The organism is Gordonia sp. ABKF26, from assembly GCF_041103195.1.
Lineage (GTDB): Bacteria > Actinomycetota > Actinomycetes > Mycobacteriales > Mycobacteriaceae > Gordonia > Gordonia terrae.
The window spans coordinates 2,852,375-2,877,912 of sequence record NZ_JBGCVZ010000003.1; the positions used below are offsets into that span (position 1 = coordinate 2,852,375).

The following is a 25,538-nucleotide window of genomic DNA, read 5'->3' on the forward strand; positions in this document are numbered from 1 at the left end:
TGGGGTTGTCGGTGGGTGATGTGGCGGTGTGGGTGGGTGAGCGGGTGGTGTCGTATGGGGAGTTCGGTGGGTTGGTGGGGGGTGTGGCGCGGGAGTTGGCGGGGTTGGGTGTGGGTGTGGATTCGGCTGTGGGTGTGGTGATGTCGCGGTCGTTGGAGTTGTTGGTGGCGGTGCATGCGGTGGTGGCTGTGGGTGGTCGGTATGTGCCGGTGGAGGTGGATGCGCCTGCGGAGCGGGTGGGGTTCATGTTGTCGACGGCTGGTGTGGGTGTGGTGGTGGTGCGTGCGGGTGATGTGGGTGGGGGTGATGTGTTTTCTGGCGTTGAGGACGTCGAGGACGTTGTGGGTGTTGGGGGTGTGCGGCGGTTGGTGGTGGATTGTGGTGAGGGGGTGGGTGTTTCGGGTGTTGGGGGTGCGGGGTTGTTGGGTGGGGTGGTGTCGGGTGTGGGGGAGGTGCCGGGTGGTGCGGGTGTGTACACGTTGTTCACGTCTGGGTCGACGGGGCGGCCGAAGGGTGTGACGGTGTCGCAGGCTGCGGTGGTGAATCGGTTGGGGTGGATGCAGTCGTTGTTCGGGTTGGAGCAGCGGGATGTGGTGTTGTGGAAGACGCCGGTGTCGTTTGATGTGTCGGTGTGGGAGTTGTTTTGGCCGTTGATGGTTGGTGCGTCGGTGGTGGTGGCGGAGCCGGGTGGTCATCGGGATCCGTGGTATGTGGCGTCGGTGGTGGAGCGGTTCGGGGTGTCGGTGTGTCATTTTGTGCCGTCGATGTTGTCGGTGTTTGTGGATGCGTTGCGGGATTCGGGTGTGGGGGATTCGGGTGTGGTGGGTTCGGGTCGGCGGGGTGTGGCTGGGTTGGGGTCGTTGCGTGAGGTGTTTTGTTCGGGTGAGGCGTTGGGTGTGGGTGCGGTGGAGGGTTTGCGGGGGTTGGTGCCGTCGGTGCGGGTGGTGAATTTGTATGGGCCGACTGAGGCTGCGGTGGATGTGACGTCGTATGTGGTGGCTGGTGGTGAGGTGGTGGTGCCGATTGGTCGGGCGGTGCCGAATGTGTCGGTGTGGGTGTTGGATTCGCGGTTGCGTCCGGTGCCGGTGGGTGTGGTGGGTGAGTTGTATCTGGGTGGTGTGCAGGTGGCGCGGGGGTATGCGTCGCGGGCGGGGTTGACTGCGGAGCGGTTTGTGGCGGATCCGTTTGGTGGGGTGGGTGTGCGGTTGTATCGGACGGGTGATCGGGTGCGGTGGAGTGGTGTGGGTGAGTTGGAGTATGTGGGGCGTGTTGATTTTCAGGTGAAGTTGCGGGGGCAGCGGGTTGAGTTGGGGGAGATCGAAACCGTCCTCGCCACCACCCCGGGTGTCGCCCAGGTGGTCGTCTCGGTCATGGAACTCCCTGCGGGACAGCAACTCGTCGCTCACGTCACCGGAACGGGCGTCGAGGTCGAGGCGCTGCGCGCGACGGCCGAGCAACTACCTGCGTACATGCGTCCCACGTCGTGGGTCGTGCTGGATGCGTTGCCGCTGAACACGGCGGGCAAGGTCGACCGTAAGGCGCTGCCCGCACCGGACTTCGTCTCCGCAGCGCGGGTGGAACCCGACACCGACACCGAGGTCGCCATCGCCGGTGTCTTCGCCGACGTACTCGGATTGCCGGCCCCGGACTCGGTGTCGGTGACCGACACCTTCTTCGACCTCGGCGGCAACTCGCTGGCCGCCACCCGGCTCGCGGCCCGCGTCTCCCGGATGCTCGGCATGACGGTACGGGTCCGGGACGTCTTCGACGCGCCGACGGTCCGCGACCTGGCGCGCCTCGTCGACACTTCCCTCGCCGACACCGTCACACCGGCGGTCGGCCGTCCCGCCGTGGTGCCCCGACCTTCCGTGGTGCCCCGCCCTTCCGTAGTACCTCTGTCCAGTGCGCAGCAGCGTATGTGGTTCATCAACCAGTACGAGCCCGACGTCGCGTCGTACATCATCCCGTTCGCCTTCCGCATTCGCGGCGAGGTCGACGTCGAGCACGTTCGTCGCGCGATCGCCGACGTGGTCGCCCGCCACGAGATCCTGCGGACCACCTACCCGATCGGCCGCGACGGGCGACCGGAACAGCTGATCCGCGACGTCGACCCGGGGGATTCCGGCATCGACGGTTCCACGTTCGACTGGGCGACCGTGGAGTCTGATTCCGAGGCGCTGGCCGTGACCACGGAACCCTATGACCTGACCCGCGACCTGCCGCTCCGCGCTCGCGCCCATGTCGAACCCGGCGCGGGTGCGCTGCTGGTGATCAGCATTCACCACGTCGCGGCCGACGGTGAGTCGGGTCGAGCGCTGTCACGTGATCTGCTCACCGCGTATGCGGCGCGACGTGACGGTCGGAGGCCGGATTGGATGCCCCTGCCGATCCAGTACGCAGACCATGTCGTGCGGTCGGCCGGGCGTGCGGGCGAGCAGGACGAACGCCGTCGGTGGTGGGTGCGGCAACTCGACGGCGCGCCGGTTCTGCTCGATCTACCGACTGTGCATCCGCGTCCGGGCACACCGACCATGCGCGGCGCGACAGTCGATTTCGTCATCCCGGGGCGGGTCGCGCAGGGGGTGGGCGCAGTCGCACGGAACGGCGACGCGACCGCCTTCATGGTGTTGCACGCGGCGTTGGCCGCCGTGCTGGGCCGGTTGTCGGGGACGCGGGATGTCGTCATCGGTACCGCCGCGGCGGGCCGGGACGGCGACACCGACGACCTGATCGGCATGTTCGTCAACACGATTGCGCTGCGTACCCCGATCGTTCCCGGACGGTCATTCGCCGACCTCCTGCGGGTTGTGCGCGAGGTGGACCTCGATGCGCTCGATCACGCTGACGTGCCGTTCGACGACGTGGTCGACGAACTCGGTGTGACCCGCGCCGCATCCCACGCACCTCTGGTCCAGGTGCTGCTGACCACCTCCGAAGTCGCCGATCCCGTCGCAACCGACGGCGGCGTCGCCGATCTCGACATCGAACCCGTTGCCGTCGCGGAGAACTCGGCGAAGCTGGACCTCACCCTCGGTGTGCTCACCGACCCGGCTCCGGGGTCACCGTGGCGCGGTTCCCTCACCTTCGCGACGGACCTCTTCGACGAACCCGCCGCCCGCCGGCTCACCGAGCGATTCGTCCGCGTGCTGGCCGCCGCGGTCGAGGACAGCACGCGCCCGGTCGGTGACCTCGAGTTGCTGACCGGCGACGAGGAGATGGTGCCGGTCGTGTCGGGCGACCCCGATCCCGATCCGACCCTCCTCCCGGACCTGCTCGTCGGTGCGGCGCGGATGCGGCCGGGCCACCCGGCTGTCGTCGACCCGGCCGCCACCACCGGCGGGGAGACCTGGACCTACGCCGAACTCGATTCGGCGAGTTCGCATCTCGCGGTCGCGCTGATCGAGCGCGGCATCGGTGCGGAGGATGTGGTCGTGTGCGCCTTCCCGAGGTCGGCGACCGCGCAACTGGCGTTGTGGGCGGTGGCCAAGACCGGTGCCGTGTACTGCCCGATCGATCCCCGGTACCCGGCCGAGCGCATCGCCCGCGTCCTCGCGACCGCGGATGCCGCACTCATCCTCACCGATGGGACTGTCGACGGACTGGGCGCCGGCCCGGTCGCGTCCACGGCGCGACTGCTGCTCGATCCGGCGCGCGTCAGTGACCTGCGGTCGCGTCCCGCTATCGCCCTGCCTCGTCGCCGTCGTCCGGTGACGCCCGATTCCGGCGCCTACATGATCTTCACCTCGGGGTCGACCGGAACCCCCAAGGGAGTGCTGGTGACGCACCGCGGGCTGGCGGGCGTCACCGCGGTCCTGCGCGACCGGCACCGCTCCGGGCCGGAGTCGCGCTGGCTGGGGATCAGCTCGCCGGCCTTCGACGCCGCCATGCTCGAGGTGCTCGGCGCCCACGGCAGCGCCGGGACGCTCGTCGTCGCCCCCGCCGACGTCTACGGCGGCCGAGAGCTCGCGGACTTCATCACGACGAACACGACCACGCACGCCTTCCTGGTGACCTCGGTGGCGGCGTCGCTGCCGGACCCCGGGCGTCTGCCGATGACCGACGTACTCGTGGGCGGTGAGTCCGTCCCCGACACCGAGAAGAACCGGTGGGCCCCGCATGTGCGATTCCACAACGGCTACGGACCGACCGAGACCACCATCATCAGCGTCACCTCGGCCCCGATCGGCGTAGACGAGCCGGTCCATCTCGGCAGCCCGGTTCCCGGTGCGAGCGCCGTCGTCCTGGACGAGCGGTTGCATCCGGTACCTCCGGGTGTCGTCGGGGAGCTGTACCTCGCCGGACCCGAACTCGCGCGCGGATATCAGGGGCGGCCGGCCCTGACCGCCGAGCGCTTCGTCGCCGCCCCGGCCGGTGAGCCGGGGGCACGGATGTACCGGACCGGAGACCTCGTACGACGATCCCGCAGTGGCGAACTGACCTACGTGGGCCGGTCGGACTTCCAGGTCAAGCTGCGCGGCCAGCGCCTCGAACTCGGTGAGATCGAGGCCGTCCTGACCGCACACCCCGAGGTGCGGACGGCCGCGGTCATCGGCGTCGGGAACCCCGTGAGCTCGCTGGCCGGTTACGTGGAACCCGTCGATCCCGGTGCCGGCCGGGTCCAGGTGCGACAGTTGACATCCGCGCTGCGGGAGCATCTCGCCGTCCACCTGCCGCCGCACATGGTGCCGGGCGCCCTCACCGTCCTCGAGTCCATGCCGCGCAGCCCGATCGGCAAGATCGACCGCACTCGGCTCCCCGCGATCGAACCGTCGGCCACCGACGCCGAACGGGTGCCGCCGTCGACCCACACCGAGCGGGTACTCGCCACCGTCGTCGGCGACGTCCTCGGCCTCGACGGCATCTCGGTGACCGCCGACTTCTTCGCCATCGGCGGCAACTCGCTCTCGGCCACGCGCGTCAGTGCCCGCGCCGGGGACGCCTTAGGGGTGCGCGTGGGTGTCCGCGACGTCTTCGAGGCGCCCACGGTGCGCCGGCTGGCGCGTCGCATCGACGCCGCCCATGACGACGCGTCCCGACCGCCGCCGTTGCGTCGCGCCGATCCGCGGCCGGCGCACATCCCACTGTCGTATGCGCAGCAACGGATCTGGTTCCTCAACCGGCTCGACCCGGAGTCGGGTGCCTACACCATCCCGCTGGCCGTCCGCCTGCGCGGACAGTTGGATCGACGTGCCCTGCACGACGCCGTCGTCGACGTTCTCGCCCGCCATGAGGTCTTGCGGACCGTGTTCCCGGCGCAGGGCGGTGAACCCCGTCAGGACATCCTGTCGATCGACGAGGCACGGGCCCGACTGCGCTGGGAGACCGTCGCGGCGACCTCGGGGCCCATCGATCCGGCCGGGCTCGTGGGCGATGCGACGTTCGACGTCACCACCGAGCTCCCGCTGCGGGTCCGACTCGTCGAGGTCGAGAACACCGAGCACATCCTGGTCGTGGTCTTGCATCACATCGCCGCCGACGGCGAGTCGATGCGACCGCTCGTCGCCGACCTGTGGGGTGCGTATCTGGCACGTGCCGAGGGGCGGTCCACCGAGGTGGAGGCACCACTGATCCAGTTCGCCGATCACGCTCTGTGGCAGCGGGAGGCGCTCGGGGACATCGACTCGGCGGAGTCCGTCCTCGGTCGGCAGGTGGGCTACTGGACGAACCGGTTGTCGGGGATCCCCGACCTGCTCCCGTTGCCGACGGACCGCCCGCGACCGGCGGTGGCGTCGCAGCGTGGTGGTCGGGTGACGGCGAACCTCCCGGCCGATCTGCCGGCGCGGATCGCGGCCACCGCCCGCGCGCACGGCGCCACCGAGTTCATGGTCGTCCACGCGGCTCTGTCGATCATGTTGGCGCGACTGTCGGCCACCCGCGACATCGTGATCACGACACCGGTCGCCGGACGCGGGCACGCAGACCTCGATGACCTCGTCGGCATGTTCGTCAACACCGTGGTCCTGCGCCTGGACGTGGACCCGCGGACGCCGGTCGGCGAGTTCCTCGACCGAGTGCGCGTCGACGACGTCAACGCTCTCGCGCGGACCGACGTCCCCTTCGAATACCTGGTGGATCGCCTCGCCCCGGTCCGGTCGGAGGCGTTCGCCCCGATCAGCCAGGTGATGCTGTCGGTGCTGCACGATCGCGACGGTGACGACGCGACCGGAACCGTCGCATCGCCATCGCGGGCGCTGGCCCTCGAACCGGTGGAGGTGTCCACCGACACCACCCAGCTCGACCTGACCGTCGCGGTGACGATCCGGCCCGACCGTCCGTGGGCCGTCGAGATCGTCTATGCCACCGACCTGTTCGACGAGCACACCGCGCGGACGGCGATCATCCGGCTGACCCGGGTTCTGGAGGCGGTCGTCGACGCTGACGACCTGGCGGTCGGTGCCATCGATCTGACCGACCACGACGAGCGCGCGCGGATCGCCGCACTCGTGTCCGGACCTGACCTGCCGGTGCCGTGGACGACCGTCACCGATGCGATCGTGGCCGCCGCGCGACGCTCGCCGGAGTCGATCGCCCTCGTGGCAGGCGATCGGACGCTGACCTATTGCGAGTTCCTCGACCGGACCACCCGGCTCGCGGAGACCCTGAGCGCCCACGGCGTGGGTCCGGATGTCGCAGTGGGCGTGTGCATCCCGCGTTCCGTCGAACTCGTACTCGCGATCCATGCCGTGGTCATGGCCGGCGGTGGCTACGTCAGCATCGACCCGACGACGCCGACCGATCGGGTCGCGGCCATGGTCGACTCGGCATCGATCGCGATGGTGCTGACGGCGGACGTCCGCCCGCCGGCGCTGTCCGGTCTGGCCACGCCGATACTCGTCGTCGACGGAAGCGGACCGCTCGACGGCATCTCGCGTCCGGGTACGGACCTGCGCCGTCCGTATCCGGGCAACGCCCTCTACACCTTGTTCACCTCCGGATCGACCGGAACGCCCAAGGGCGTCACCGTCAGTCACGGTGCTGTGCTCAACCGCCTGGCATGGATGTCGGTTCGTTCCCCGCTGCGTCCTGATGACGCGGTCATGCTCAAGACACCGGTCACCTTCGACGTGTCCGTCCCCGAACTGTTCGAACCGCTGATGGCCGGCGCGCGCCTGGTCATCGTCGAGGACGGCCGGCACGTGGACCCGGCCCACGTCCTCGCCGAGATCGAGCGGCATCGGGTCACCTCCGTCCACTTCGTGCCGTCGATGATGGCGGCGTTCGTCGAGTACATCGGTGACCGCCCGCAGCGGCGGGAGGCGCTGTCGTCGCTGCGGCGGATCAACGCCTCCGGTGAGGCCCTGCCCGCGGCGACCGCCGAGGCGATGGCCGTGTTGGCCCCGCAGGCCGACCTCGACAATCTCTACGGCCCGACCGAGGCCGCCGTCGAGGTGACGGCGTATCGCTTCACTCCCGGTGATGCGATCGTGCCGATCGGACGGCCCAACGCGAACACCACGACGTGGGTGCTCGACGACAGGATGCGCCCGGCGCCGGCCGGGGTGGTCGGCGAACTCTACGTCGGCGGGGATCAGCTGGCGCGCGGCTACGCGGGCCGGCCCGATCTCACCGCCGAACGGTTCGTGGCCGATCCCACCGGGCCGACGGGCGGACGGCTCTACCGGACCGGCGACCTCGTGCGCTGGGATGCCGACGGCGCTCTCGAGTATCTCGGCCGAGCCGACTTCCAGGTGAAACTGCGCGGGCAGCGCATCGAACTCGGGGAGATCGAGACCGTTCTGGCCCGCGTCGACGGCGTCACCCATGCCGCCGTCACCGTCCGGAGCGGTCCGGCGGGCGATGCGCTGGTCGGGTATGTGGCCGGCAACGTCGACCTCGAAGTGATCCGCGAACACCTCCGACAATCGTTGCCGCAGTACATGCATCCCACTCGATGGGTGATCCTCGATGCGGTCCCGATCACCGCGACCGGCAAACTGGACCGCCGGGCCCTCCCCGCGCCGAGCGACGACGCGACCGAGATGGTGCCGCCGGCCGACGCCGCCGAACGCGCGGTCGCGGTGGTCTTCGCCGAGGTTCTGGGACTCGCCGAGATCTCGGTGACAGCGCCGTTCTTCGACCTGGGTGGCAACTCGCTGGCCGCGATGCGCGTCGTCGCCCGGATCGGCGAACAACTCGGCATCGACCTCGATGTCCGCGACCTCTTCCGCGCCCCGACGGTCCGCGACCTCGCGCGGACCCTGGCACGACGCCGAGTCGCCGAGCATCCCCTCGTCGCGCGTCCCCGACCCGCCCGTATCCCATTGTCGTATGCGCAGCAACGACTCTGGTTCATCAACCAGTTCGACGTGACATCCCCGATGTACAACATGCCCGTCGCCTTCGACATCCGCGGGTTCCTCGATGTCGAAGCGCTGCGTGCCGCGGTGGTCGCCGTGATGACCCGTCATGAGCCCCTGCGAACCGTCTACCCGCTCGGCGAGGACGGCGTGCCCGCGCAGCACATCCTCGATCCGGCGACGGCCGCGGACGAACTGCGCTGGGAGTCGGTCGGCACGCCCGCGGACGCGATGGCGTGGTGCACGGAGGGATTCGACGTGTCGACGCAACTGCCGCTGCGGGTGGTGATCTCGGCGGTATCGGCGGAGGGTACGACGCCGCCGGTGCATCGGGTCGTGCTGGTCCTGCACCACATCGCCGGCGATGCGGCGTCCCTGTCGATCCTGGCGGCGGAGGTTCTCGGCGGATACCGCAGTGGCGGAGGCCCTTCGGCCGGGTCGATCGACGTCCCGGACATCGCATACGCCGATCACGCGCTCTGGCAGCGCGACGTGCTCGGGGACGTCGACGACCCGATGTCGCCGATGGCCGCGCAGTACTCGTTCTGGGCCGAGACACTGGCCGGTGTTCCCGCCGCGCTGGAGCTGCCCGGCGACCGTCCGCGCCCGCCGGTCGCCGACCCGACCGGTGGCCGCCTACCCCTCGAACTGGGCGAGCCGCGCAGCGCGGCGGTCATGGCGACCGCACGCGCACACGGGATGACCCCGTTCATGGTCTGTCACGCCGCGTTCGTCCTCACCCTGGCGCGGGTGGCCGACGTGGACGACGTCAGCGTCGGCGCCGCCGTGTCGGGACGCGGTCACGCGGCCACGGCGGGACTCATCGGCATGTTCGTCAACACCGTCGTGCTCCGGACCCCGCTGCGGGCCGAGGAAACGGTCGGGGATCTGCTCCGTCGGGTCCGCGACGTCGATCTCGCGGCGTTCGCACACGCCGACATCCCGTTCGAGATGCTCGTCGAGCACCTCACGCCGGTTCGTTCCACCGCCCACGCGCCGCTCGTCCAGGTCATGATCAACTACCTCGCCGAGTCCTCGGGTGACAGCCCGCTTCCGGGGCCGGGTTCCGGCATCGAGGCAGCGGGTTTCACCGTGGACGGTCTCGAGGTGGTGCCCGTCGAACCGGGGTCGCCGCCCGCCAAGGTCGATCTGACACTCGGTCTCGCGGAACGGCCGGTCGGCACCGGCGTCGAGCTGGTCGGCGAGATCGATTATGCCGCAGCACTGTTCGATGTCGAGACGGTTGCGACGATACGCGACGTCTTCCTCCGCATGCTCGACGCGGTCACCGGCGATCTCGACACCGTCGTGGATCGAGTCCCGCTGGTCGCGGCCGACGCGACCGTTGCCGAGGATGGAGGGCCGGTGATCCTCGACAGCGCGGGCCGGGCGGTGCCGCCACGGGTGCCGGGCGAGCTGTACGAGCGCGGCGACGACGGTGCGCCGGCGCCGACCGGCCTACGAGCACGGTGGGTCGACGCGTCCACGACACGGCCCGAGATCCTGGGGCCGGTCGCGCGGCATCCCCGAATCGACGGTCGGCGAATCGATCTCGATGCGGTGGAGCGAGCGTTGGCCGAGGTGACGGGCGTGGCCGCGGCCGCCGTCGTGAGTGCGCCGACAGCCGACGGCGTCGAGGTGGGTGCCTGGGTCGTTGCCGACGGCGACCTGGGCGTGCCCGAGCTCCGGCGTGCGCTGTCGCAGGTGCTGCCCGCGCATTGGGTTCCCACTGCGATCGGCGTCGTCGACGCGATCCCGGCCGGGGCGGACGGCCGACCGGGGCGCCGCGAGATCGCAGCACTTCTGGAAGGGGGCGGAACCGGGCATGACGATGCCGGATCCGCGGCGCCGACCGGACGATGGGAGGTGGCGGTCGCCGAGGCGATGGCGGAGATCACCGGGAACCCGGTGGTGGACGCGGACCAGGGCTTCTTCGATCTGGGCGGAACGTCGCTGTCCGCGGTGCGGCTGGTGTCGCTGTTGCGCAGGCGAACCGGTGTGCCCGTCGAGGTCGCATGGGTCTTCGCCGGACCGACGCCGCGCGATCTCGGCGCCCGGCTCGCCGCCCACGAGGACCCGGCCGCCACGGGCGCCCCGGGGGACCAGGTGGTCGTGCCGCTGCGAGCAGAAGGCGGTCGCGCCCCGGTCTTCTGTGTCCACCCGGCCGATGGTCTGGCGTGGCTGTTCGCCGGTCTCACACCGTATCTCGACGACCGGCCGGTCTTCGGTCTGCAGGACCCCTTCGTCGTGGTCGGTGACACGGCCGACGCGTCGATCCGTGACCTCGCCAAGCGGTACGTGGCCGAGATCCGAAAGATCGTTCCGCAGGGTCCCTACCACCTCGTCGGCTGGTCCATCGGTGGCTTGATCGCCCAGGAGATGGCCGCCGAACTCCGTGCGCGGGGTGCGGAGGTCGGTTTCCTCGGGCTCCTCGACAGCTTTCCCGCCGTCGGCGACGAACTCGAGATCGACGACGCGGCAGGGGTTTCGGAGGTGTCACCGGACGACACGCGGTCGACGGTCGCGGACCTGCTCGGTGGGTGGCAGGCCGTCATCGACGTCGACGCGGTGGCGACGTCGGACGATCCGGCTGCCGTGGCCGCCGCGATCCGCGAGCGGGTCACCGGACTCGGCCTGCTCGACGGCGATGCGTTCGACCGCATGCTGCAGCGGATGGCGACGTCGGCCCGGCGCACCGTCGACCACCGGCCCCGACCCTACGACGGTGACGCGATGCTCGTCGTCGCCGCGGCCGGAGACGCGGATCCGGACAGAACGTCCGGACGTTGGGCGCCATTCCTCGGTGGACGGATCACCCGGGTCGATGTCGACGCCGATCACCTCGGGATCGTCGGCAGTGACGCACTGGTCGAGATCGGACCGCGGATCGACGCCGCGATCACCGCGGCCGAGGCGCGAGCCGGCGACGGCCCCTCGGCTCCCTGATCCGAACAATCACGGACCCATCGGACCCCGCCGGTCAGCCGGCCGGCAGATCAGCGAGTGCGTCGGGGAGATCGTCGCGATGGACGACGACGAGTCGCTGCGTCGCCCGGGTGAGGGCCACGTACAGGTCGCTGAGTCCCCGTGGTGACTGATCGATGACGGCGGCGGGCTCGACGACGATCGTGGTGTCGAACTCCAGGCCTTTGCAGCTCCGTACGGTGTAGACCCGGGGCGGCTCGCGGTCCTCCAGGGCGAATCGCTCCGGGGACAATGCCGCATCGACGACCTCGCGCAGGTGGTCGGGGACCACGACGGCGGTGAGGCCGTCGGGTTCGGCGAGCTCGACGGCCCGGCGGACGGCGTCGACGATGTCCGCCGGTGCGTCACCGTCCGCCCGAATGGCTACCGGCTCGATCCCGTTGCTGCGCAACGAGGTCGGCGCCTTCTCGCCGTTGCCGATCTCATCGAGGACGCGGGCGGCGTACTCCATGATCTCGCTGGGGGTCCGGTAGTTGACCGAGAGTTCCTTGAACTGCCAGCGTTTGGCGACATAGGGTTCCAGGACCTCGCCCCATGAGCGGGTGCCCGCCTCATCGGATGTCTGTGCGGTGTCGCCGATGATCGTCATCCACCGATTCGGGATGCGCCGCATCACCATTCGCCATGCCATCGCGGAAAGCTCCTGGGCCTCGTCGACGATGACGTGGCCGAAGGTCCAGGTGCGGTCGCCATAGGCACGTTCGGCTGTCGTGGCGCGCCGGGTCTCGGTCTGGCGGGAGGCGAGTTGTTCGGCGTCGATCAGGTCGTAGGCCATCAGGATCTCGGGGTCGAGTTCGTCCTCGAGGTCTTGCGGTGCCGAGCCGGTCAGGATGTCCAGGGCATCCTGGGCCTCGGCGAGCTGGCGGCGCCACCGTGCGCGCTCGGCCCGCTCGGCGTCCTCGGTGCCGTACCCGATCAGCTCGGCCAACTCATCCAGCAGTGGCACGTCCGCAGGGGAGAAGTCCTCGCCTGATGTCGTCGCCGGCCGCGACGGCCGGTGCAGCGCTGCGCGGTCGGCGTCCGACCAGCCCGGGGTGGCCTTGCGGATCGCGCGTTCGTCGCCGAGGAGGTCGCGCAGCAGTGCCTGCGGGGTGAGGGTCGGCCAGAAGCGCAGCAGCGCGGCACGGATGTCGGGATCGCGACTCATGTCGTCGCGGATGTCGGCGATGTCCGCGGGGCTGAGCAACTGCGAACCGTCGAGCAGGCTCGATCCGATCGTCGCCGCATGCCGGGCGGCGAGTTCGGCGAGCCCGGCCTTGAGGAAGGCGTTCTGCGACAGGTTGTGCGCGCGTCGCGTCGCGCGGGCCTTGGCGCGCGCGGCCTTGATCAGCGCCGAGTCGATCTCGACCCGGTAGCTGTCGAAATCCACTGCTTCGGGTCGGGACGGCAGTGACTGCTGGGCGCGCACCGCTCGCTTGAGGACGTCGACCATCCGTAGGCCGCCCTTGACCGCCGCGGTCGTCCGCGGATCGTCGGTGCCCGCCCGCACACCGGGGAACAGGTCGCCGATGGTCGATAGGAGCACGCCGGACTCGCCCAGCGAGGGGAGCACCTGACCGATGTAGTTCAGGAAGTCGTCATTGGGGCCGATGATGAGAATGCCGCTGCGGGAGAGGTTCTCACGATGGGTGTAGAGCAGGTAGGCCGCGCGGTGGAGCGCGACGGCGGTCTTGCCGGTACCGGGTCCGCCCTGGATGACGGTGACCCCGCGGTGCGTCGAGCGAATGATCAGGTCCTGCTCGCGCTGGATGGTCTCGACGATGTCGGTCATCTCACCGGTACGCGCCGCGTTGAGGGCGGCCACCAACGCCGATTCGTTGACGACGTCGCCGTGTCCGAAGTCGTCGAGCAGGGCGTCGCCGGCGGTCAGGGACTCGTCGCTGACGCCGCGGACCTTGCGGCTACGGGTCCGGATGTGGCGTCGGCGTGCGACGTCCTCGGGGGCCGCAGGCGTCGCCAGGTAGAACGGCCGGGCCAGGGGAGCACGCCAATCGAGCAGGAGGGTGGCGTCGGTGGCGGTGGCGTCGAGCTCGCCGTCGTCGGCGAAACCGTCGTCGAGCACACCGATCCGCCCGATGCGCCGGATCTCGCCGTCGTCGAGATCGAGACGGCCGAAGTACAGATTGTGTTCGGCGGCATCGAATTTGGCGAGGTCTTCGTTGTACATCCGCTCGTACGACTCGCGTTCGGACAGTGCCTGTGGCGTGCCGCCGCGTTCGGACAGGGTCGACGACAACCGGCGCTGGGTGGTCCGCCGCATCCGATCGAGGCGGCCGTACACGCGGTCGAGGTGCCGCTGTTCCTCATCCACCCGGGGATCGGTGTCCGGCGAGAGGGCGGTCATCGATCGTGTCCGATCGACCGGGGTGAGCGGAGATCGTCGGACCGGGACAGGCCGGCGGCCCGCAATCGGGCGGTCACCGCCGGGGGATCGCCCGCCAGACGGGTACAGACGTCCGGCACCGGATCGGCGAGGGTCGCATCGTCGAGGCGTCGGGACAACCACGACAGAACGTCGGCCTGTGGGCCGAAGGGGATCGGGTCGCCGGTGACCGGGTCGGCGAGGACGCCGTGACGGGACACGTAGAGGTCGAACTCCGTGGGCAGGGGCGGCCGATCCTCGGGGAGGAAGGGGGTGGGCCGGCCATGGATCAGGGGGTGGTCGCGCGTATTCACTGTCTGTCGATGATAGTTCGGTTCGGTGGCGTCGAGCGCCTCGATGTGGTCGGGACCCAGCCATGCCGCGATGGTCGTGATCGACCGCTGACCTGCGAAGATCGGGGCGGCAGGTAGATAGCCGCGGGCCGCGACGTGTGCGGAATGGCCGACTGTGATGTTCGTGACGTGGACCGGTTGCAGACAGACGATGTCCGACGACCGCACATGTGCCAGCTTGCGGCGCAGGACGTGTGGGGCGGCGTTCGACCCGACCGCGACCACCAACCGGGAATCGGGAGAGGGAACGGACCCGAAGGCCGGATCACCCAGGATCACGTCCCGTAGTGCGACGTCTCTCAGCGCCACGGACGCGGGCACCCAGGGATAGTCGCCTGGCGGGTGCACCGCGTCCGTGGTCGTGAGATCGGTTGTGTTCAGGGTCGTGCTCGTATCTTCTGCTCGTGCGCGAGAGGATCCCGAGGGATCAGCGACGTGCCTTGCGCAGACGCTTGCGGCTCTGTTCTGCCGAGTCCTCGGCGGACGCGGCGAGCTGCCGTGCGGTCTCGGCGAGTTCGGCCGATCGAGCGCGGGCGACGTCGGCCAGCTCGGCGGACCGATCGCGCGCGACGTCGGCGAACTCCGGGGCGCGCTTGCGTGCGGTGTCGGCGAGTTCGGACGCGCGGTCGCGTGCCGAGTCGGCGACCTTCGGAGCCTTCTTCTTCGCCTGCTTCTGTGCCTTCGCGGCCTGCTTCTGGGCTTTCTCGGCGCGCTTCTGCGCTTCCTTCACCAGCTTCGGGCCACGCTTGCGCGCGGTGTCGGCGAGATCGGACGAGCGCGCGAGAGCCGTGTCGGCGAGTTCCGACGAGCGGGTGAGAGCCGCATCGGCCAGAACCGGGGCCCGGTCACGGATGCGGTCGGCGACGTCGGAGGCGGTGTCGGCGGCCTTCTCGGCGAACTCCAGCGAGCGCTTCTGGGCGGCTTCGGCGATCTCCGGAGCGTGCTCGCGGAACTTCGCCGCGGCATCGGCCGACCGCTCGGAGACGATCTCGGCGCCGTCGTGGGTGCGCTCGACGAGGTGCTCCCACGTCGACGACCCGGCGGCCGCGCCGATCGGCAGGGCCGCCGCAACCGCGGAGGCCTTCTGGCGTCCACGCCACGCGAGCGAGGGCTTGCCCTCGGTGTCGACAGCCGCCAGCAGAACTCCGCCGAGGAGGCCGACGTTCTTGATGAAGGCGTTGCGCTGGGCCTCCTTCTTGACCGGGTCCGCCTCGTTCCAGAAGTCGGTGCCGGCGGCCGTCGTGGGGATCAGCGTCCCGGCCAGGACGACCGACGCGAAGCGCGGGAACTTGCCGGTCGCGAGGAGGATGCCGCCGCCGATCTGGGCGGCCGCGTTGATCTGTACGAGCGTCTCGGTGTTCTCCGGGATCCGGCCGGCCACCTCCGGCGGGAGCGACGACCGGGCCTTGTCCACGACCGGTTCCGCGGATTGCGCAATCGGCTTGGGGCTCCGGATGGCGTCCACGCCGCTGGCGACGAACGCCGAGGCGAGGAGCGGACGGGCTATACGGCGGAGAATCATCGGTCACAACCTTCTTCAGTCGGGTTTGGCTATCGAGATCCGTCGGGTGGAGCGCGTTTCTGGCCCGTTCAACGCTACCCTCTCGCGACGAATCTGCAGGTCGCTCGGCGTGCCGTGATCAGATTGCGCGTGTGCAGGCGTCTCGGGTCACGACTCGCCGAACGATCCGAGGAACAGGTAACCGTCTGCGGCGAAGACCAAACACGCGGTGCTCACCAGCGGCGCTCACGCCACTCGGGCAGCGAGTCGCGCTCAGCACCCAGGGTGGTGTCGGTGCCGTGGCCCGGGTAGACCACGGTCGAGTCGTCGAACCGGTCGAACAGCTTCGTCGAGACGTCCTCGAGAAGGGTGTCGAAATCCTCCGGCTTCCAGGTCTTGCCGATCCCGCCCGGGAAGAGACAGTCCCCGGTGAACAGGTGGACGGTTCGCTCGCCGTCGTCGGCCACGTCGGTGAGGGCCAGGGCGATCGAACCGGGGGTGTGACCGACCAGGTGGATGGCCTCGAACGAGAGGTCGCCGACCTCTATGACGTCACCGTCGTCGACGAGGCGGTCGGGGGTGACGGGCAGTTCGCCGGCGTCCAGGCGCCCGGCCGCGGTGGGCACCCCGGTGTGCTCGGCGACGGCGGCGAGGGCCTGCCAGTGGTCGAAGTGCTGATGGGTGGTGAAGATCAGTTTCGGCGTTCCCTCGACGGCCGACAGGACTCCGGTGATCGTGTCCGCGTCGTTGGCCGCGTCGATGATCAACTGATCGCCGGTGGCGCGCGAGGTCACCACGTAGACGTTGTTGTCCATCGGACCGACGGACAGCTTGACGATGGTGGCCGCCGCCAGCGTGCGGCGCTGCGGGGTCTTCGACTCGGAGAGGTCGCCGGTGTAGGTGTCGCTGATCGGTGTCGCTGGGGAGGTCATGTCGACAGGCTATGACAGCAGGCCGTCGGAATGTGACGGTCGTGACCATGGGAGTTCGCGTGGCGCGCGTATCCTGGATCATCGGTTCGGGGAATGACACGCGGGCGGCGAGACCGATCGCCCGGTCACCGAACCCGCGAATCTTTCCGGGGCGAGCTCGTGATGACAATCTTGTCGGTGGCCGTCGGTACTGTGCCCGTGCGCCGGCCGTGCGCCCCGTGACTCGAGAATGTAAGGACTGCAGTGGTTGATCGCTTGATCGTCCGAGGTGCCCGCGAACACAACCTTCGCGGCATCGATGTCGACCTGCCCCGGGACAGCCTCATCGTGTTCACCGGGCTGTCCGGATCGGGCAAGTCGTCCCTCGCCTTCGACACGATCTTCGCGGAGGGACAGCGACGCTACGTCGAATCGCTGTCGGCCTACGCGAGGCAGTTCCTCGGGCAGATGGACAAGCCGGACGTGGACTTCATCGAGGGACTCTCGCCCGCGGTGTCCATCGATCAGAAGTCGACGAACCGCAACCCCCGGTCGACCGTCGGCACGATCACCGAGGTCTACGACTACCTCCGACTCCTGTACGCCCGCGCGGGCAAGGCGCACTGCCCGATCTGTGGCGAGCCCATCGCCAAGCAGACACCGCAGCAGATCGTCGATCAGGTCCTCGCGATGGAGGAGGGCACCCGTTTCCAGGTGCTCGCACCGGTCGTCCGGACTCGGAAGGGCGAGTTCGTCGACCTCTTCGCCGAACTCCAGACCCAGGGTTTTTCGCGCGCCCGCATCGACGGAGTCGTCCACCCGCTGACCGATCCGCCGAAGCTGAAGAAGCAGGAGAAGCACGACATCGAGGTGGTCGTCGACCGCCTGGTCGTCAAGACCAGCGCCAAGCAGCGTCTGACGGATTCGGTCGAGACCGGTCTGCGTCTGGCCGACGGCATCATCGTGCTCGATTTCGTCGACCTCGAGGAAGACGATCCGGAACGTGAGCGTCGGTTCTCGGAGCGGATGGCCTGCCCGAACGCACACCCGATCGCGATCGACGACCTCGAACCGCGCTCGTTCTCGTTCAACTCGCCCTACGGCGCGTGCCCCGAATGCGACGGCCTCGGCGTCCGCAAGGAGGTCGACGAGGAACTCGTCGTGCCCGACCCGGAGATGTCGCTCGCCGAGGGTGCCATCGCACCATGGTCCACCGGGCACAACGCCGACTACTTCCTTCGCCTGATGTCGGGGCTGGCCGACCAGATGAAGTTCGACATCAACACGCCATGGAAGAAACTGCCCATCAAGGCTCGGCGGGCACTGCTCAACGGCAGCGATCACCAGGTGCACGTCAAGTTCCGCAACCGGTACGGCCGCACCCGCTCGTACTACACCGAGTTCGAGGGTGTGCTCTCGTTCCTGGCGCGCCGCATGGACCAGACCGAGTCCGAGCAGATGAAGGAGCGCTACGAGGGCTACATGCGCGATGTGCCGTGTCCTGCCTGCCAGGGTGCGCGGTTGCGTCCGGAGATCCTCGCGGTGACCCTCGACCACCCGGAGTACGGACCCAAGTCGATCGCCGAGGTGTGTGCACTGTCGGTCGCCGACTGCGCCGACTTCCTCGACCAGCTGCGGCTCGACTCACGGCAGGCGGCCATCGCGGGCCGGGTCCTCAAGGAGGTCCAGGCCCGCATCCGCTTCCTGCTCGACGTCGGGCTCGAGTACCTGTCCCTGGAGCGCGCAGCGGGATCGTTGTCGGGCGGTGAGGCGCAGCGCATTCGTCTGGCCACCCAGATCGGGTCGGGTCTCGCGGGCGTCCTCTACGTCCTCGACGAGCCGTCGATCGGTCTGCATCAACGCGACAACCGCCGGCTCATCGACACGCTGACCCGTCTTCGGGACCTGGGCAACACGCTCATCGTCGTCGAACACGACGAGGACACCATCCGCGCCGCCGACTGGATCGTCGACATCGGTCCCCGCGCGGGTGAGCACGGTGGTCACGTCGTGCACAGCGGTAGCTACAAGGACCTGCTGAAGAACCGCAAGTCGCTGACCGGTGCGTACCTCGCCGGACGCGACACCCTGCCGGTGCCGGAGATCCGCAGGCCGATCGACCGCAAGCGGCAGCTGACCGTCGTCGGCGCACGGGAGCACAACCTGCGCGGAATCGACGTGTCGTTCCCGCTCGGTGTGATGACCGCGGTCACCGGCGTCTCGGGATCGGGCAAGTCGACGCTCGTCAACGACATCCTCGCGACGGTGCTCGCCAACAAGCTCAACGGCGCGCGCCAGGTGCCCGGACGCCACACGCGCATCAAGGGCCTGGACAACCTGGACAAGCTCGTCCAGGTCGACCAGTCGCCGATCGGCCGCACCCCGCGGTCCAACCCGGCCACCTACACCGGCGTCTTCGACAAGATCCGCACCCTGTTCGCGGCGACCACCGAGGCCAAGGTGCGCGGCTACCAGCCGGGTCGCTTCTCGTTCAACGTCAAGGGCGGCCGCTGCGAGGCATGTACCGGCGAGGGCACGATCAAGATCGAGATGAACTTCCTGCCGGACGTCTACGTGCCGTGCGAGGTCTGCCACGGTGCGCGCTACAACCGGGAGACCCTCGAGGTCCACTACAAGGGCAAGACCATCTCCGAGGTCCTCGACATGCCGATCGAGGAGGCGGCCGACTTCTTCGAGCCCGTCAGCTCGATCCACCGCTACCTCAAGACCCTCGTCGACGTCGGCCTCGGTTACGTCCGGCTCGGGCAGCCGGCCCCGACCCTGTCCGGTGGTGAGGCGCAGCGCGTGAAGCTGGCGGCCGAGTTGCAGAAGCGGTCGATGGGCCGGACGGTCTACATCCTCGACGAGCCCACCACCGGCTTGCACTTCGAGGACATCAAGAAGCTGCTCACGGTGATCAACGGCCTGGTCGACAAGGGCAACACGGTCATCGTGATCGAGCACAACCTCGACGTCATCAAGACCGCCGACTGGGTCATCGACATGGGACCCGAGGGCGGCGCAGGCGGCGGGACCGTCGTCGGCGAGGGCACCCCGGAAGACATCGCCGCGACCCCGGGCAGCCACACCGGCAAGTTCCTGGCCGAGATCGTCGACATCGACCAGGCGGTGGCGTCGGTCGGCTGACCGCAGACCGGTGGCGCGGAACGCGATTCGGGGGAGTGAGGTCGGTCAGGACCCCATCGACTTGCGGATCTCCTCGAGTCGCTTCTTCGCGGCTTCGTCGCGCTTGCGCATCATCTCGTCGACGCTCTGTCCCTCAGGGCCGGCCTCCGCGAGCTCCTGGGAGCCGATCGCAGTCGTGATGCGGTTCTCGATTTTGTCGCGGACGAAGTCGAAGGTCGGGACCCCGCTGTCGGAGTAATTCGGATCAGGGAACGCTCCCGGCACCGGGCCGGTCGGCACGATCTCCGCATCGACGATCTCGTCGGACCGCCCGGGCTCATCGGCATTCGTCATGGGTCCAGGGTAGTGGTTTCGACACGGCTCGTCGCTACGCTCCTCGCCTGCTCAACCAGCGGGGCTCGGTCGCCGCGTGTCGAGGCCACCTACTTCCGGGGCGCTCGAACCGGACCGGTGTACTTCTCGCCCGGGCCCTCGCCGGGCCCGTCCGGATAGGCACTGGCCTCGCGGAACGCCAGCTGAAGACTCTTCAGGCCGTCACGGATCGGTGCCGCATGGATGCCGAGATCCGCTTTCGACGCGTCGACGATGCCGGCCAGGGCGGTGATAAGGGTGCGCGCCTCGGGCAGGTCGATGCGTTCCGCGGGGGTGCCCTCGGCAAGCCCGAGCTTCTCGGCCGCCGCACTCATCAGCATGACGATGGACCGGGTGATGACCTCGATCGCCGGAATATCGCCCAGGTCACGGACGTTGTCGAGATCGGTGTCCGCCGGAGCTCCCGTTCCGGCGCCGCCGTCCGTCGCACCCTCCGGGGGTAACGGTGCAGGTGACGAATAGGAGTTCTCGGCCATGGCTGTTAGACTTCCATAGCACGACCGCCCTGGTATGCGCCGGGGTCGTAAGTGGAGTTCCGCTCCCACCGTTCGACGCGAGGTTCTCGCAGTTGCACGGTCCGGTTCACGCCGATCGTCGCAGATCGCATCCTACGATGCTGAGCTGCATGTCGACGGCGACGTGTGTCAGTTCTGGCATGCGGAGAACGAACCGGTCGGTATCGGAGCCCCGCGGACATCAGTCCCGGGGCTTCCTTGCTGAGGTGTCCCGCAGGTTCTCTTGCATACGTCCCTCGCCACGACGCGACGGTTACCACTGCAGGATTGAACAAGGAGGCCCCATCAGCACTGAGACCCGCATCAACGAGCGCATCCGCGTCCCTGAGGTCCGACTCGTCGGACCCAACTCGGAGCAGGTGGGCATCGTGCGTGTTGAAGATGCGCTTCGCTTGGCCTACGAGGCCGACCTCGACCTGGTCGAGGTGGCTCCGGACGCCCGTCCGCCGGTCTGCAAGATCATGGACTACGGCAAGTTCAAGTACGAGGCAGCCCAGAAGCAGCGCGAATCGCGTCGTAATCAGCAGATGACCGTCATCAAGGAGCAGAAGCTCCGGCCCAAGATCGACGACCACGATTACGAGACCAAGAAGGGTCACGTCATCCGGTTCCTCGAGGCGGGTTCCAAGGTGAAGGTCACCATCATGTTCCGCGGCCGCGAACAGTCCCGTCCCGAGCTCGGCTACCGCCTGTTGCAGCGGCTGGGCAACGACGTCGCCGACTACGGCTTCGTCGAGACGTCGGCCAAGCAGGACGGTCGCAACATGACCATGGTCCTCGCCCCGCACAAGGGTGCGAAGACCCGCCAGAAGGCACAAGAGAGCCGCGAACGTTCCGGTGGCCCGAAGGCCGCCCCGGACGAGAACTGAGCGGACGAGAACTGAGTCGATCGGCCGGACGAGAGTCCGATCCGTTCCGGCCGAGATCAGACACGCGAACCCGGACACACACCGGACCTCGCCAGGTCCGGTGCCCGAGTTCGCCCGAGAGAAGGAAGAACATGCCGAAGAGCAAGACCCACAAGGGCACCGCGAAGCGCTTCAAGGTGACCGGCAGCGGGAAGATCGTGCGCCAGAAGGCCAACCGTCGCCACCTGCTCGAGCACAAGTCGTCCAAGCGCACTCGCCGTCTCGACGGCACCACCGTCGTCAGCGAGAACGACGCCCCGCGCATCAAGCGACTGCTCAACCGCTGACGCCAGCGACCCCAGACATCTGACAAGCAAAAGGATCTAACACATGGCACGCGTGAAAAGGGCCGTCAACGCCCAGAAGAAGCGTCGGTCCACCCTCGAGGCCTCCAAGGGCTACCGCGGACAGCGGTCGCGCCTGTACCGCAAGGCGAAGGAGCAGCAGCTCCACTCGCTGACCTACGCCTACCGCGACCGTCGCGCGCGCAAGGGTGAATTCCGCAAGCTGTGGATCTCGCGTATCAACGCCGCGGCCCGCGCCAACGACATCACCTACAACCGCCTCATCCAGGGCCTCAAGGCCGCCGGTGTCGAGGTCGACCGCAAGGTGCTCGCCGACATCGCCGTCACCGATCCCGAGGCCTTCACCGGTCTCGTCGAGGTCGCCCGCAAGGCTCTGCCGGCCGACGTCAACGCCCCGGCTGCCTGATTGCACCCCAGCACCCACGACCCGCGAGTCGAGCGGACGAGTCTCCGATGACGGAGATCCTGTCCGAGCGATCCTCGCGGGTCGTGTCGTATGCAAAGCTGCATCGCGCCGCCGAGCGGCGCGAACAGGGCCGATTCCTCGCTGAGGGGGCGAACGCCGTCGCGTCGGCGCTCGCCGTCGGACGGATCGAGGTGCTCCTGGTCGCCGAAGACGAGCAGCCACGCCGCCGCGAGCTGGTCGACGCCGCGACGGCGGCGGGCGTCCCGGTGTCGGTGATCACGGCCCGCGCCGCGTCGAAACTCGGTGAGACCTCTACGCCCGCAGGAATCTTCGCGATCTGCCCGCTCCTCGACGTGTCGCTCGAGGCAGTCCTCGCCGAGGCGCCGCGGCTTCTCGCCATCGCCGTCGAGGCGCGTGAACCCGGAAACGCGGGCACGCTGATCCGGTGTGCGGATGCGATGGGCGCTGACGCCGTCGTCCTGCTCGGCGACGCCGTCGACCCGCACAACGGCAAGTGTGTCCGGGCGAGCGCGGGGAGCGTGTTCACGGTGCCCGTGGTGCGCGAGCGTTCCGTCGACGACGCGCTCGACGCCATCCGCGCCGCCGGCATCACGCTGCTGGCGACGGCGGCCGACGGCGAGGTCGACCTGGACTCCGCGGCCGATGTCCTCTCCGGCCGGGTCGCCTGGCTGTTCGGCAACGAGGCACATGGGTTGCCGGCCGACGTGCAGCGTTCGGCCGACCACCGTGTGTCCATTCCGATCCGCGGACGCGCGGAGAGCCTGAATGTCGCTGCCGCGGCGGCCATCTGTCTGTACGAGAGTGCGCGCGTCCACGGCGCGGCGGGTCGAGTCTGACCGCTGTCCGAGTCGGCCGGTAGGGTCGGCGATCGTGTCAGAAACTGTGTCACCCGACTCCGCGCCCGAACCCGCACCCGCGACTCCCGGCTCGCCGGCCGCGGCACCGCAGACGGTGCCCGCGCCCGATCCCGCGGTCGTGAACTCCCGCATCGCCTCGGCGATCGCCGCCGAACTCGGGGTGGGGGTCGGTCAGGTGCGTTCGGCCATCGAACTGCTCGACGGCGGGTCGACGGTCCCGTTCGTCGCCCGGTACCGCAAAGAGGCCACCGGCGGCCTCGACGACGCGCAACTCCGCACGCTCGAGGAGCGTCTCGGCTACCTCCGCGACCTCGAGGCCCGTCGCCAGGCGGTCCGCGAATCGATCGCCGCGCAGGGCAAGCTCGACGCCGCCCTCGACGCACGCATCCTCGAAGCCGACACCAAGGCCCGCCTCGAGGACATCTACCTCCCGTACAAGCCCAAGCGCCGCACCAAGGCCCAGATCGCGCGCGAGGCCGGGCACGAGCCCGTGGCCGATGCGCTGCTCTCGGACCCGACGACGGATCCGTCGACGTTCACCGCCGAACAACTCGACGGTGCCCGCGCGATCGCCGTGGAGCGGTTCGCCGAAGACGCCGACCTGGTCGGCGAACTCCGCGAGCTGATGTGGCAGACGGGCGTGCTGCGCACTGCGGTTCGCGAGGGCAAGGAGTCGGCCGGCGCCAAGTTCGCCGACTACTTCGAGTTCTCCGAGCCGTTCACCTCGTTGCCGTCGCACCGGGTCCTGGCCGTGCTGCGCGGTGAGCGCGAGGAGATCCTCTCGGTCACCCTCGACGCCGACCCGGAAGCGGCTGAGCGACCTGCCGGCCCCGGCCCGTACGAACAGCGGATCGCCGCCCGGTTCGGCATCGCCGATCAGGGCCGCCCCGCCGACCGCTGGCTCACCGACACGGTGCGCTGGGCGTGGCGCACCAAGCTCTTCGTCGGGCTGTCGCTCGACGTCCGGATGCGGCTGCGTCAGGCCGCGGAGGCCGACGCGGTCGCGGTGTTCGCCACGAACCTCAAGGACCTCCTGCTGGCGGCGCCCGCCGGCTCCCGAACGACGATGGGCCTCGATCCCGGTCTGCGCACCGGCGTGAAGGTCGCGGTGGTGAACGCGACCGGCAGGGTCGTCGACCACGCGACGATCTATCCGCACGAGCCGCGACGCGACAAGTCCGGCGCGCTGGCCGTGCTGGGCGCACTCGTCGAGAAGCACGGTGTCGAACTCATCGCGATCGGCAACGGCACCGCCTCGCGGGAGACCGACGCGCTCGCCGGTGAACTCCTGTCCGCGATCAAGGAGGCCGGCAAGAAGCCGCCGACGAGCGTCGTCGTGTCCGAGGCGGGTGCCTCGGTGTACTCCGCATCGGCCTACGCGTCGAAGGAGCTGCCCGACCTCGACGTCTCCATCCGCGGCGCGGTCTCGATCGCCCGCCGTCTGCAGGACCCGCTCGCGGAACTCGTGAAGATCGACCCGAAGTCCATCGGGGTCGGCCAGTACCAGCACGACATCTCCGAGACCCTGCTCGCGCGGTCGCTCGGCGCAGTCGTCGAAGACGCGGTGAACGCGGTCGGTGTGGACGTGAACACGGCCTCGGTGCCCCTGCTGTCCCGGGTGTCCGGCATCACCGCAGGACTCGCGGAATCGATTGTCGCGCATCGTGACACCAATGGTGCGTTCCGGGACCGCAAGCAGATCACCGCGGTGCCCCGGCTCGGACCCAAGGCGTTCGAACAGTGCGCAGGCTTCCTGCGCATCGCCGATGGCGACAACCCGCTGGATGCGTCGAGCGTGCACCCCGAGGCGTATCCGGTCGTCACCCGCATCATCGAGAAGGTGGGCACGGATGTCCGGTCGCTGATCGGTGACACCCCGACCCTCACCAAGCTGCGTCCCGAGGAGTTCGTCGACGAGACCTTCGGTCGTCCGACCGTCGTCGACATCATCGCCGAACTCGACAAGCCAGGACGTGACCCGCGTCCTGAGTTCAAGACCGCGACGTTCGCCACCGGCATCGAGAAGGTCTCCGACCTGACGCCGGGCATGGTCCTCGAGGGTCAGGTCACCAATGTGGCCGCCTTCGGTGCGTTCGTCGACGTGGGTGTGCACCAGGACGGGCTCGTCCATGTCTCGGCGATGGCGCATCGGTTCGTCTCCGACCCCCACGAGGTCGTCAAGTCCGGTGACATCGTGAAGGTGAAGGTCATGGACGTGGATGTGGAGCGCAAGCGCATCGGGCTCTCGTTGCGGCTCGACGATGAGCCGGGCTCCGACGGCAAGCCTGCTCGCGCACCCCGTGGGCAGGGACGTGACGACAGTCCGCGTGGTGGTCAGCCGCGCCGGAACGACCAGCGCGGCGGTACTCGCGGCGCCCCGCAGGGCCAGGGCGCTCGGGGGAGCCAGGGCAACCGGGGCGGGAACCGCAACGATCGCCGGCCGGCGCCCAGCGGGGCGATGGCCGACGCGCTCAAGCGGGCCGGTTTCGGCAAGTAGGGTCCTGGCCCGGCGGTCCGGTCAGCACGGACCGGGCCGCCGCGGTCGACGCTGCCGGGCTCCGAGCGTCCCGGAGCGGTTGGTCGGCACGGGGATTGCTG

The 25,538-nt window shown here is 69.1% G+C and carries 13 protein-coding genes (1 of these 13 cut by a window edge); 7 read left to right on the top strand and 6 right to left on the bottom strand.

The genetic code is table 11. From position 1 onward, the window contains the following. Positions 1-11,243, top strand: the 3' portion of a protein-coding gene (locus tag AB4Z55_RS13205; RefSeq protein WP_369519857.1) for a non-ribosomal peptide synthase/polyketide synthase. The gene continues 15,367 nt to the left of window position 1, outside the view; only the last 11,243 of its 26,610 coding nucleotides appear in the window; the start codon falls outside the window, past its left edge; the stop codon is at positions 11,241-11,243. Positions 11,244-11,277: 34 nt separating this feature from the next. Here the strand turns inward: AB4Z55_RS13205 and AB4Z55_RS13210 are convergent, their stop codons facing one another. The 4 genes from AB4Z55_RS13210 to AB4Z55_RS13225 all read right to left on the bottom strand — a co-directional run bounded on the left by AB4Z55_RS13210 (position 11,278) and on the right by AB4Z55_RS13225 (position 16,430). After that, positions 11,278-13,626: an ATP-binding domain-containing protein gene (locus AB4Z55_RS13210; RefSeq protein WP_369519858.1), complete on the bottom strand. Its 2,349-nt coding sequence runs from the start codon at positions 13,624-13,626 to the stop codon at positions 11,278-11,280. Beyond that, the gene (locus AB4Z55_RS13215) at positions 13,623-14,318 is read right to left on the bottom strand and encodes a hypothetical protein (protein WP_033206411.1); all 696 of its coding nucleotides are present in this window, start codon (positions 14,316-14,318) and stop codon (positions 13,623-13,625) included. The genes AB4Z55_RS13210 and AB4Z55_RS13215 overlap by 4 nt, the downstream gene beginning before the upstream one ends. Positions 14,319-14,424: 106 nt before the next feature. After that, complete coding sequence (locus AB4Z55_RS13220; RefSeq protein ID WP_101821517.1) at positions 14,425-15,519, bottom strand: DoxX family protein; 1,095 nt, start codon at positions 15,517-15,519, stop codon at positions 14,425-14,427. A 212-nt stretch (positions 15,520-15,731) separates the two neighbouring features. Beyond that, positions 15,732-16,430 carry an MBL fold metallo-hydrolase gene (locus tag AB4Z55_RS13225; RefSeq protein ID WP_239404042.1) on the bottom strand — a complete coding sequence of 233 codons (699 nt, stop codon included), beginning with the start codon at positions 16,428-16,430 and terminating at the stop codon, positions 15,732-15,734. Positions 16,431-16,673: 243 nt separating this feature from the next. On the opposite strand from AB4Z55_RS13225, the gene uvrA reads away from it, so the two are divergent. Continuing rightward, on the top strand, positions 16,674-19,556 hold the full coding sequence (gene uvrA / locus AB4Z55_RS13230; RefSeq protein WP_064572033.1) for an excinuclease ABC subunit UvrA: 2,883 nt from the start codon (positions 16,674-16,676) through the stop codon (positions 19,554-19,556). Positions 19,557-19,601: 45 nt separating this feature from the next. Here the strand turns inward: uvrA and AB4Z55_RS13235 are convergent, their stop codons facing one another. Both AB4Z55_RS13235 and AB4Z55_RS13240 read right to left on the bottom strand, forming a co-directional pair. Beyond that, positions 19,602-19,889: a hypothetical protein gene (locus AB4Z55_RS13235; RefSeq protein WP_004018749.1), complete on the bottom strand. Its 288-nt coding sequence runs from the start codon at positions 19,887-19,889 to the stop codon at positions 19,602-19,604. Positions 19,890-19,978: 89 nt separating this feature from the next. Continuing rightward, the gene (locus AB4Z55_RS13240; protein ID WP_369519859.1) at positions 19,979-20,404 is read right to left on the bottom strand and encodes a DUF1844 domain-containing protein; all 426 of its coding nucleotides are present in this window, start codon (positions 20,402-20,404) and stop codon (positions 19,979-19,981) included. Between the two features lie 266 nt (positions 20,405-20,670). Here AB4Z55_RS13240 and infC point away from each other — a divergent pair, with 266 nt between their 5' ends. The 5 genes from infC to AB4Z55_RS13265 all read left to right on the top strand — a co-directional run bounded on the left by infC (position 20,671) and on the right by AB4Z55_RS13265 (position 25,437). Beyond that, a complete protein-coding gene (gene infC / locus AB4Z55_RS13245; RefSeq protein ID WP_239404045.1) occupies positions 20,671-21,312 on the top strand; it encodes a translation initiation factor IF-3 in 642 nt (213 codons plus the stop codon). 131 nt (positions 21,313-21,443) lie between these two features. Continuing rightward, positions 21,444-21,638 (top strand): 50S ribosomal protein L35, encoded by a 195-nt coding sequence (rpmI, locus tag AB4Z55_RS13250; protein WP_004018754.1) that lies wholly within the window; start codon positions 21,444-21,446, stop codon positions 21,636-21,638. Between the two features lie 43 nt (positions 21,639-21,681). Next, positions 21,682-22,062 carry a 50S ribosomal protein L20 gene (rplT, locus tag AB4Z55_RS13255; protein WP_004018755.1) on the top strand — a complete coding sequence of 127 codons (381 nt, stop codon included), beginning with the start codon at positions 21,682-21,684 and terminating at the stop codon, positions 22,060-22,062. 47 nt (positions 22,063-22,109) lie between these two features. Beyond that, positions 22,110-22,919, top strand: a complete 810-nt coding sequence (locus tag AB4Z55_RS13260; protein ID WP_369519860.1) for a TrmH family RNA methyltransferase — start codon at positions 22,110-22,112, stop codon at positions 22,917-22,919. Positions 22,920-22,965: 46 nt separating this feature from the next. Next, on the top strand, positions 22,966-25,437 hold the full coding sequence (locus tag AB4Z55_RS13265; protein WP_369521015.1) for a Tex family protein: 2,472 nt from the start codon (positions 22,966-22,968) through the stop codon (positions 25,435-25,437). Positions 25,438-25,538: the final 101 nt, after the last annotated feature.

Coding starts and splice junctions, on each gene's coding strand:
- AB4Z55_RS13220 (WP_101821517.1), bottom strand. CDS start 15,519: ATGATTCTCCGCCGTATAGCCCGTCCGCTCCTCGCCTCGGCGTTCGTC.
- AB4Z55_RS13260 (WP_369519860.1), top strand. CDS start 22,110: ATGACGGAGATCCTGTCCGAGCGATCCTCGCGGGTCGTGTCGTATGCA.
- rpmI (WP_004018754.1), top strand. CDS start 21,444: ATGCCGAAGAGCAAGACCCACAAGGGCACCGCGAAGCGCTTCAAGGTG.
- AB4Z55_RS13225 (WP_239404042.1), bottom strand. CDS start 16,430: ATGACCTCCCCAGCGACACCGATCAGCGACACCTACACCGGCGACCTC.
- rplT (WP_004018755.1), top strand. CDS start 21,682: ATGGCACGCGTGAAAAGGGCCGTCAACGCCCAGAAGAAGCGTCGGTCC.
- AB4Z55_RS13235 (WP_004018749.1), bottom strand. CDS start 19,889: ATGACGAATGCCGATGAGCCCGGGCGGTCCGACGAGATCGTCGATGCG.
- AB4Z55_RS13240 (WP_369519859.1), bottom strand. CDS start 20,404: ATGGCCGAGAACTCCTATTCGTCACCTGCACCGTTACCCCCGGAGGGT.
- AB4Z55_RS13210 (WP_369519858.1), bottom strand. CDS start 13,626: ATGACCGCCCTCTCGCCGGACACCGATCCCCGGGTGGATGAGGAACAG.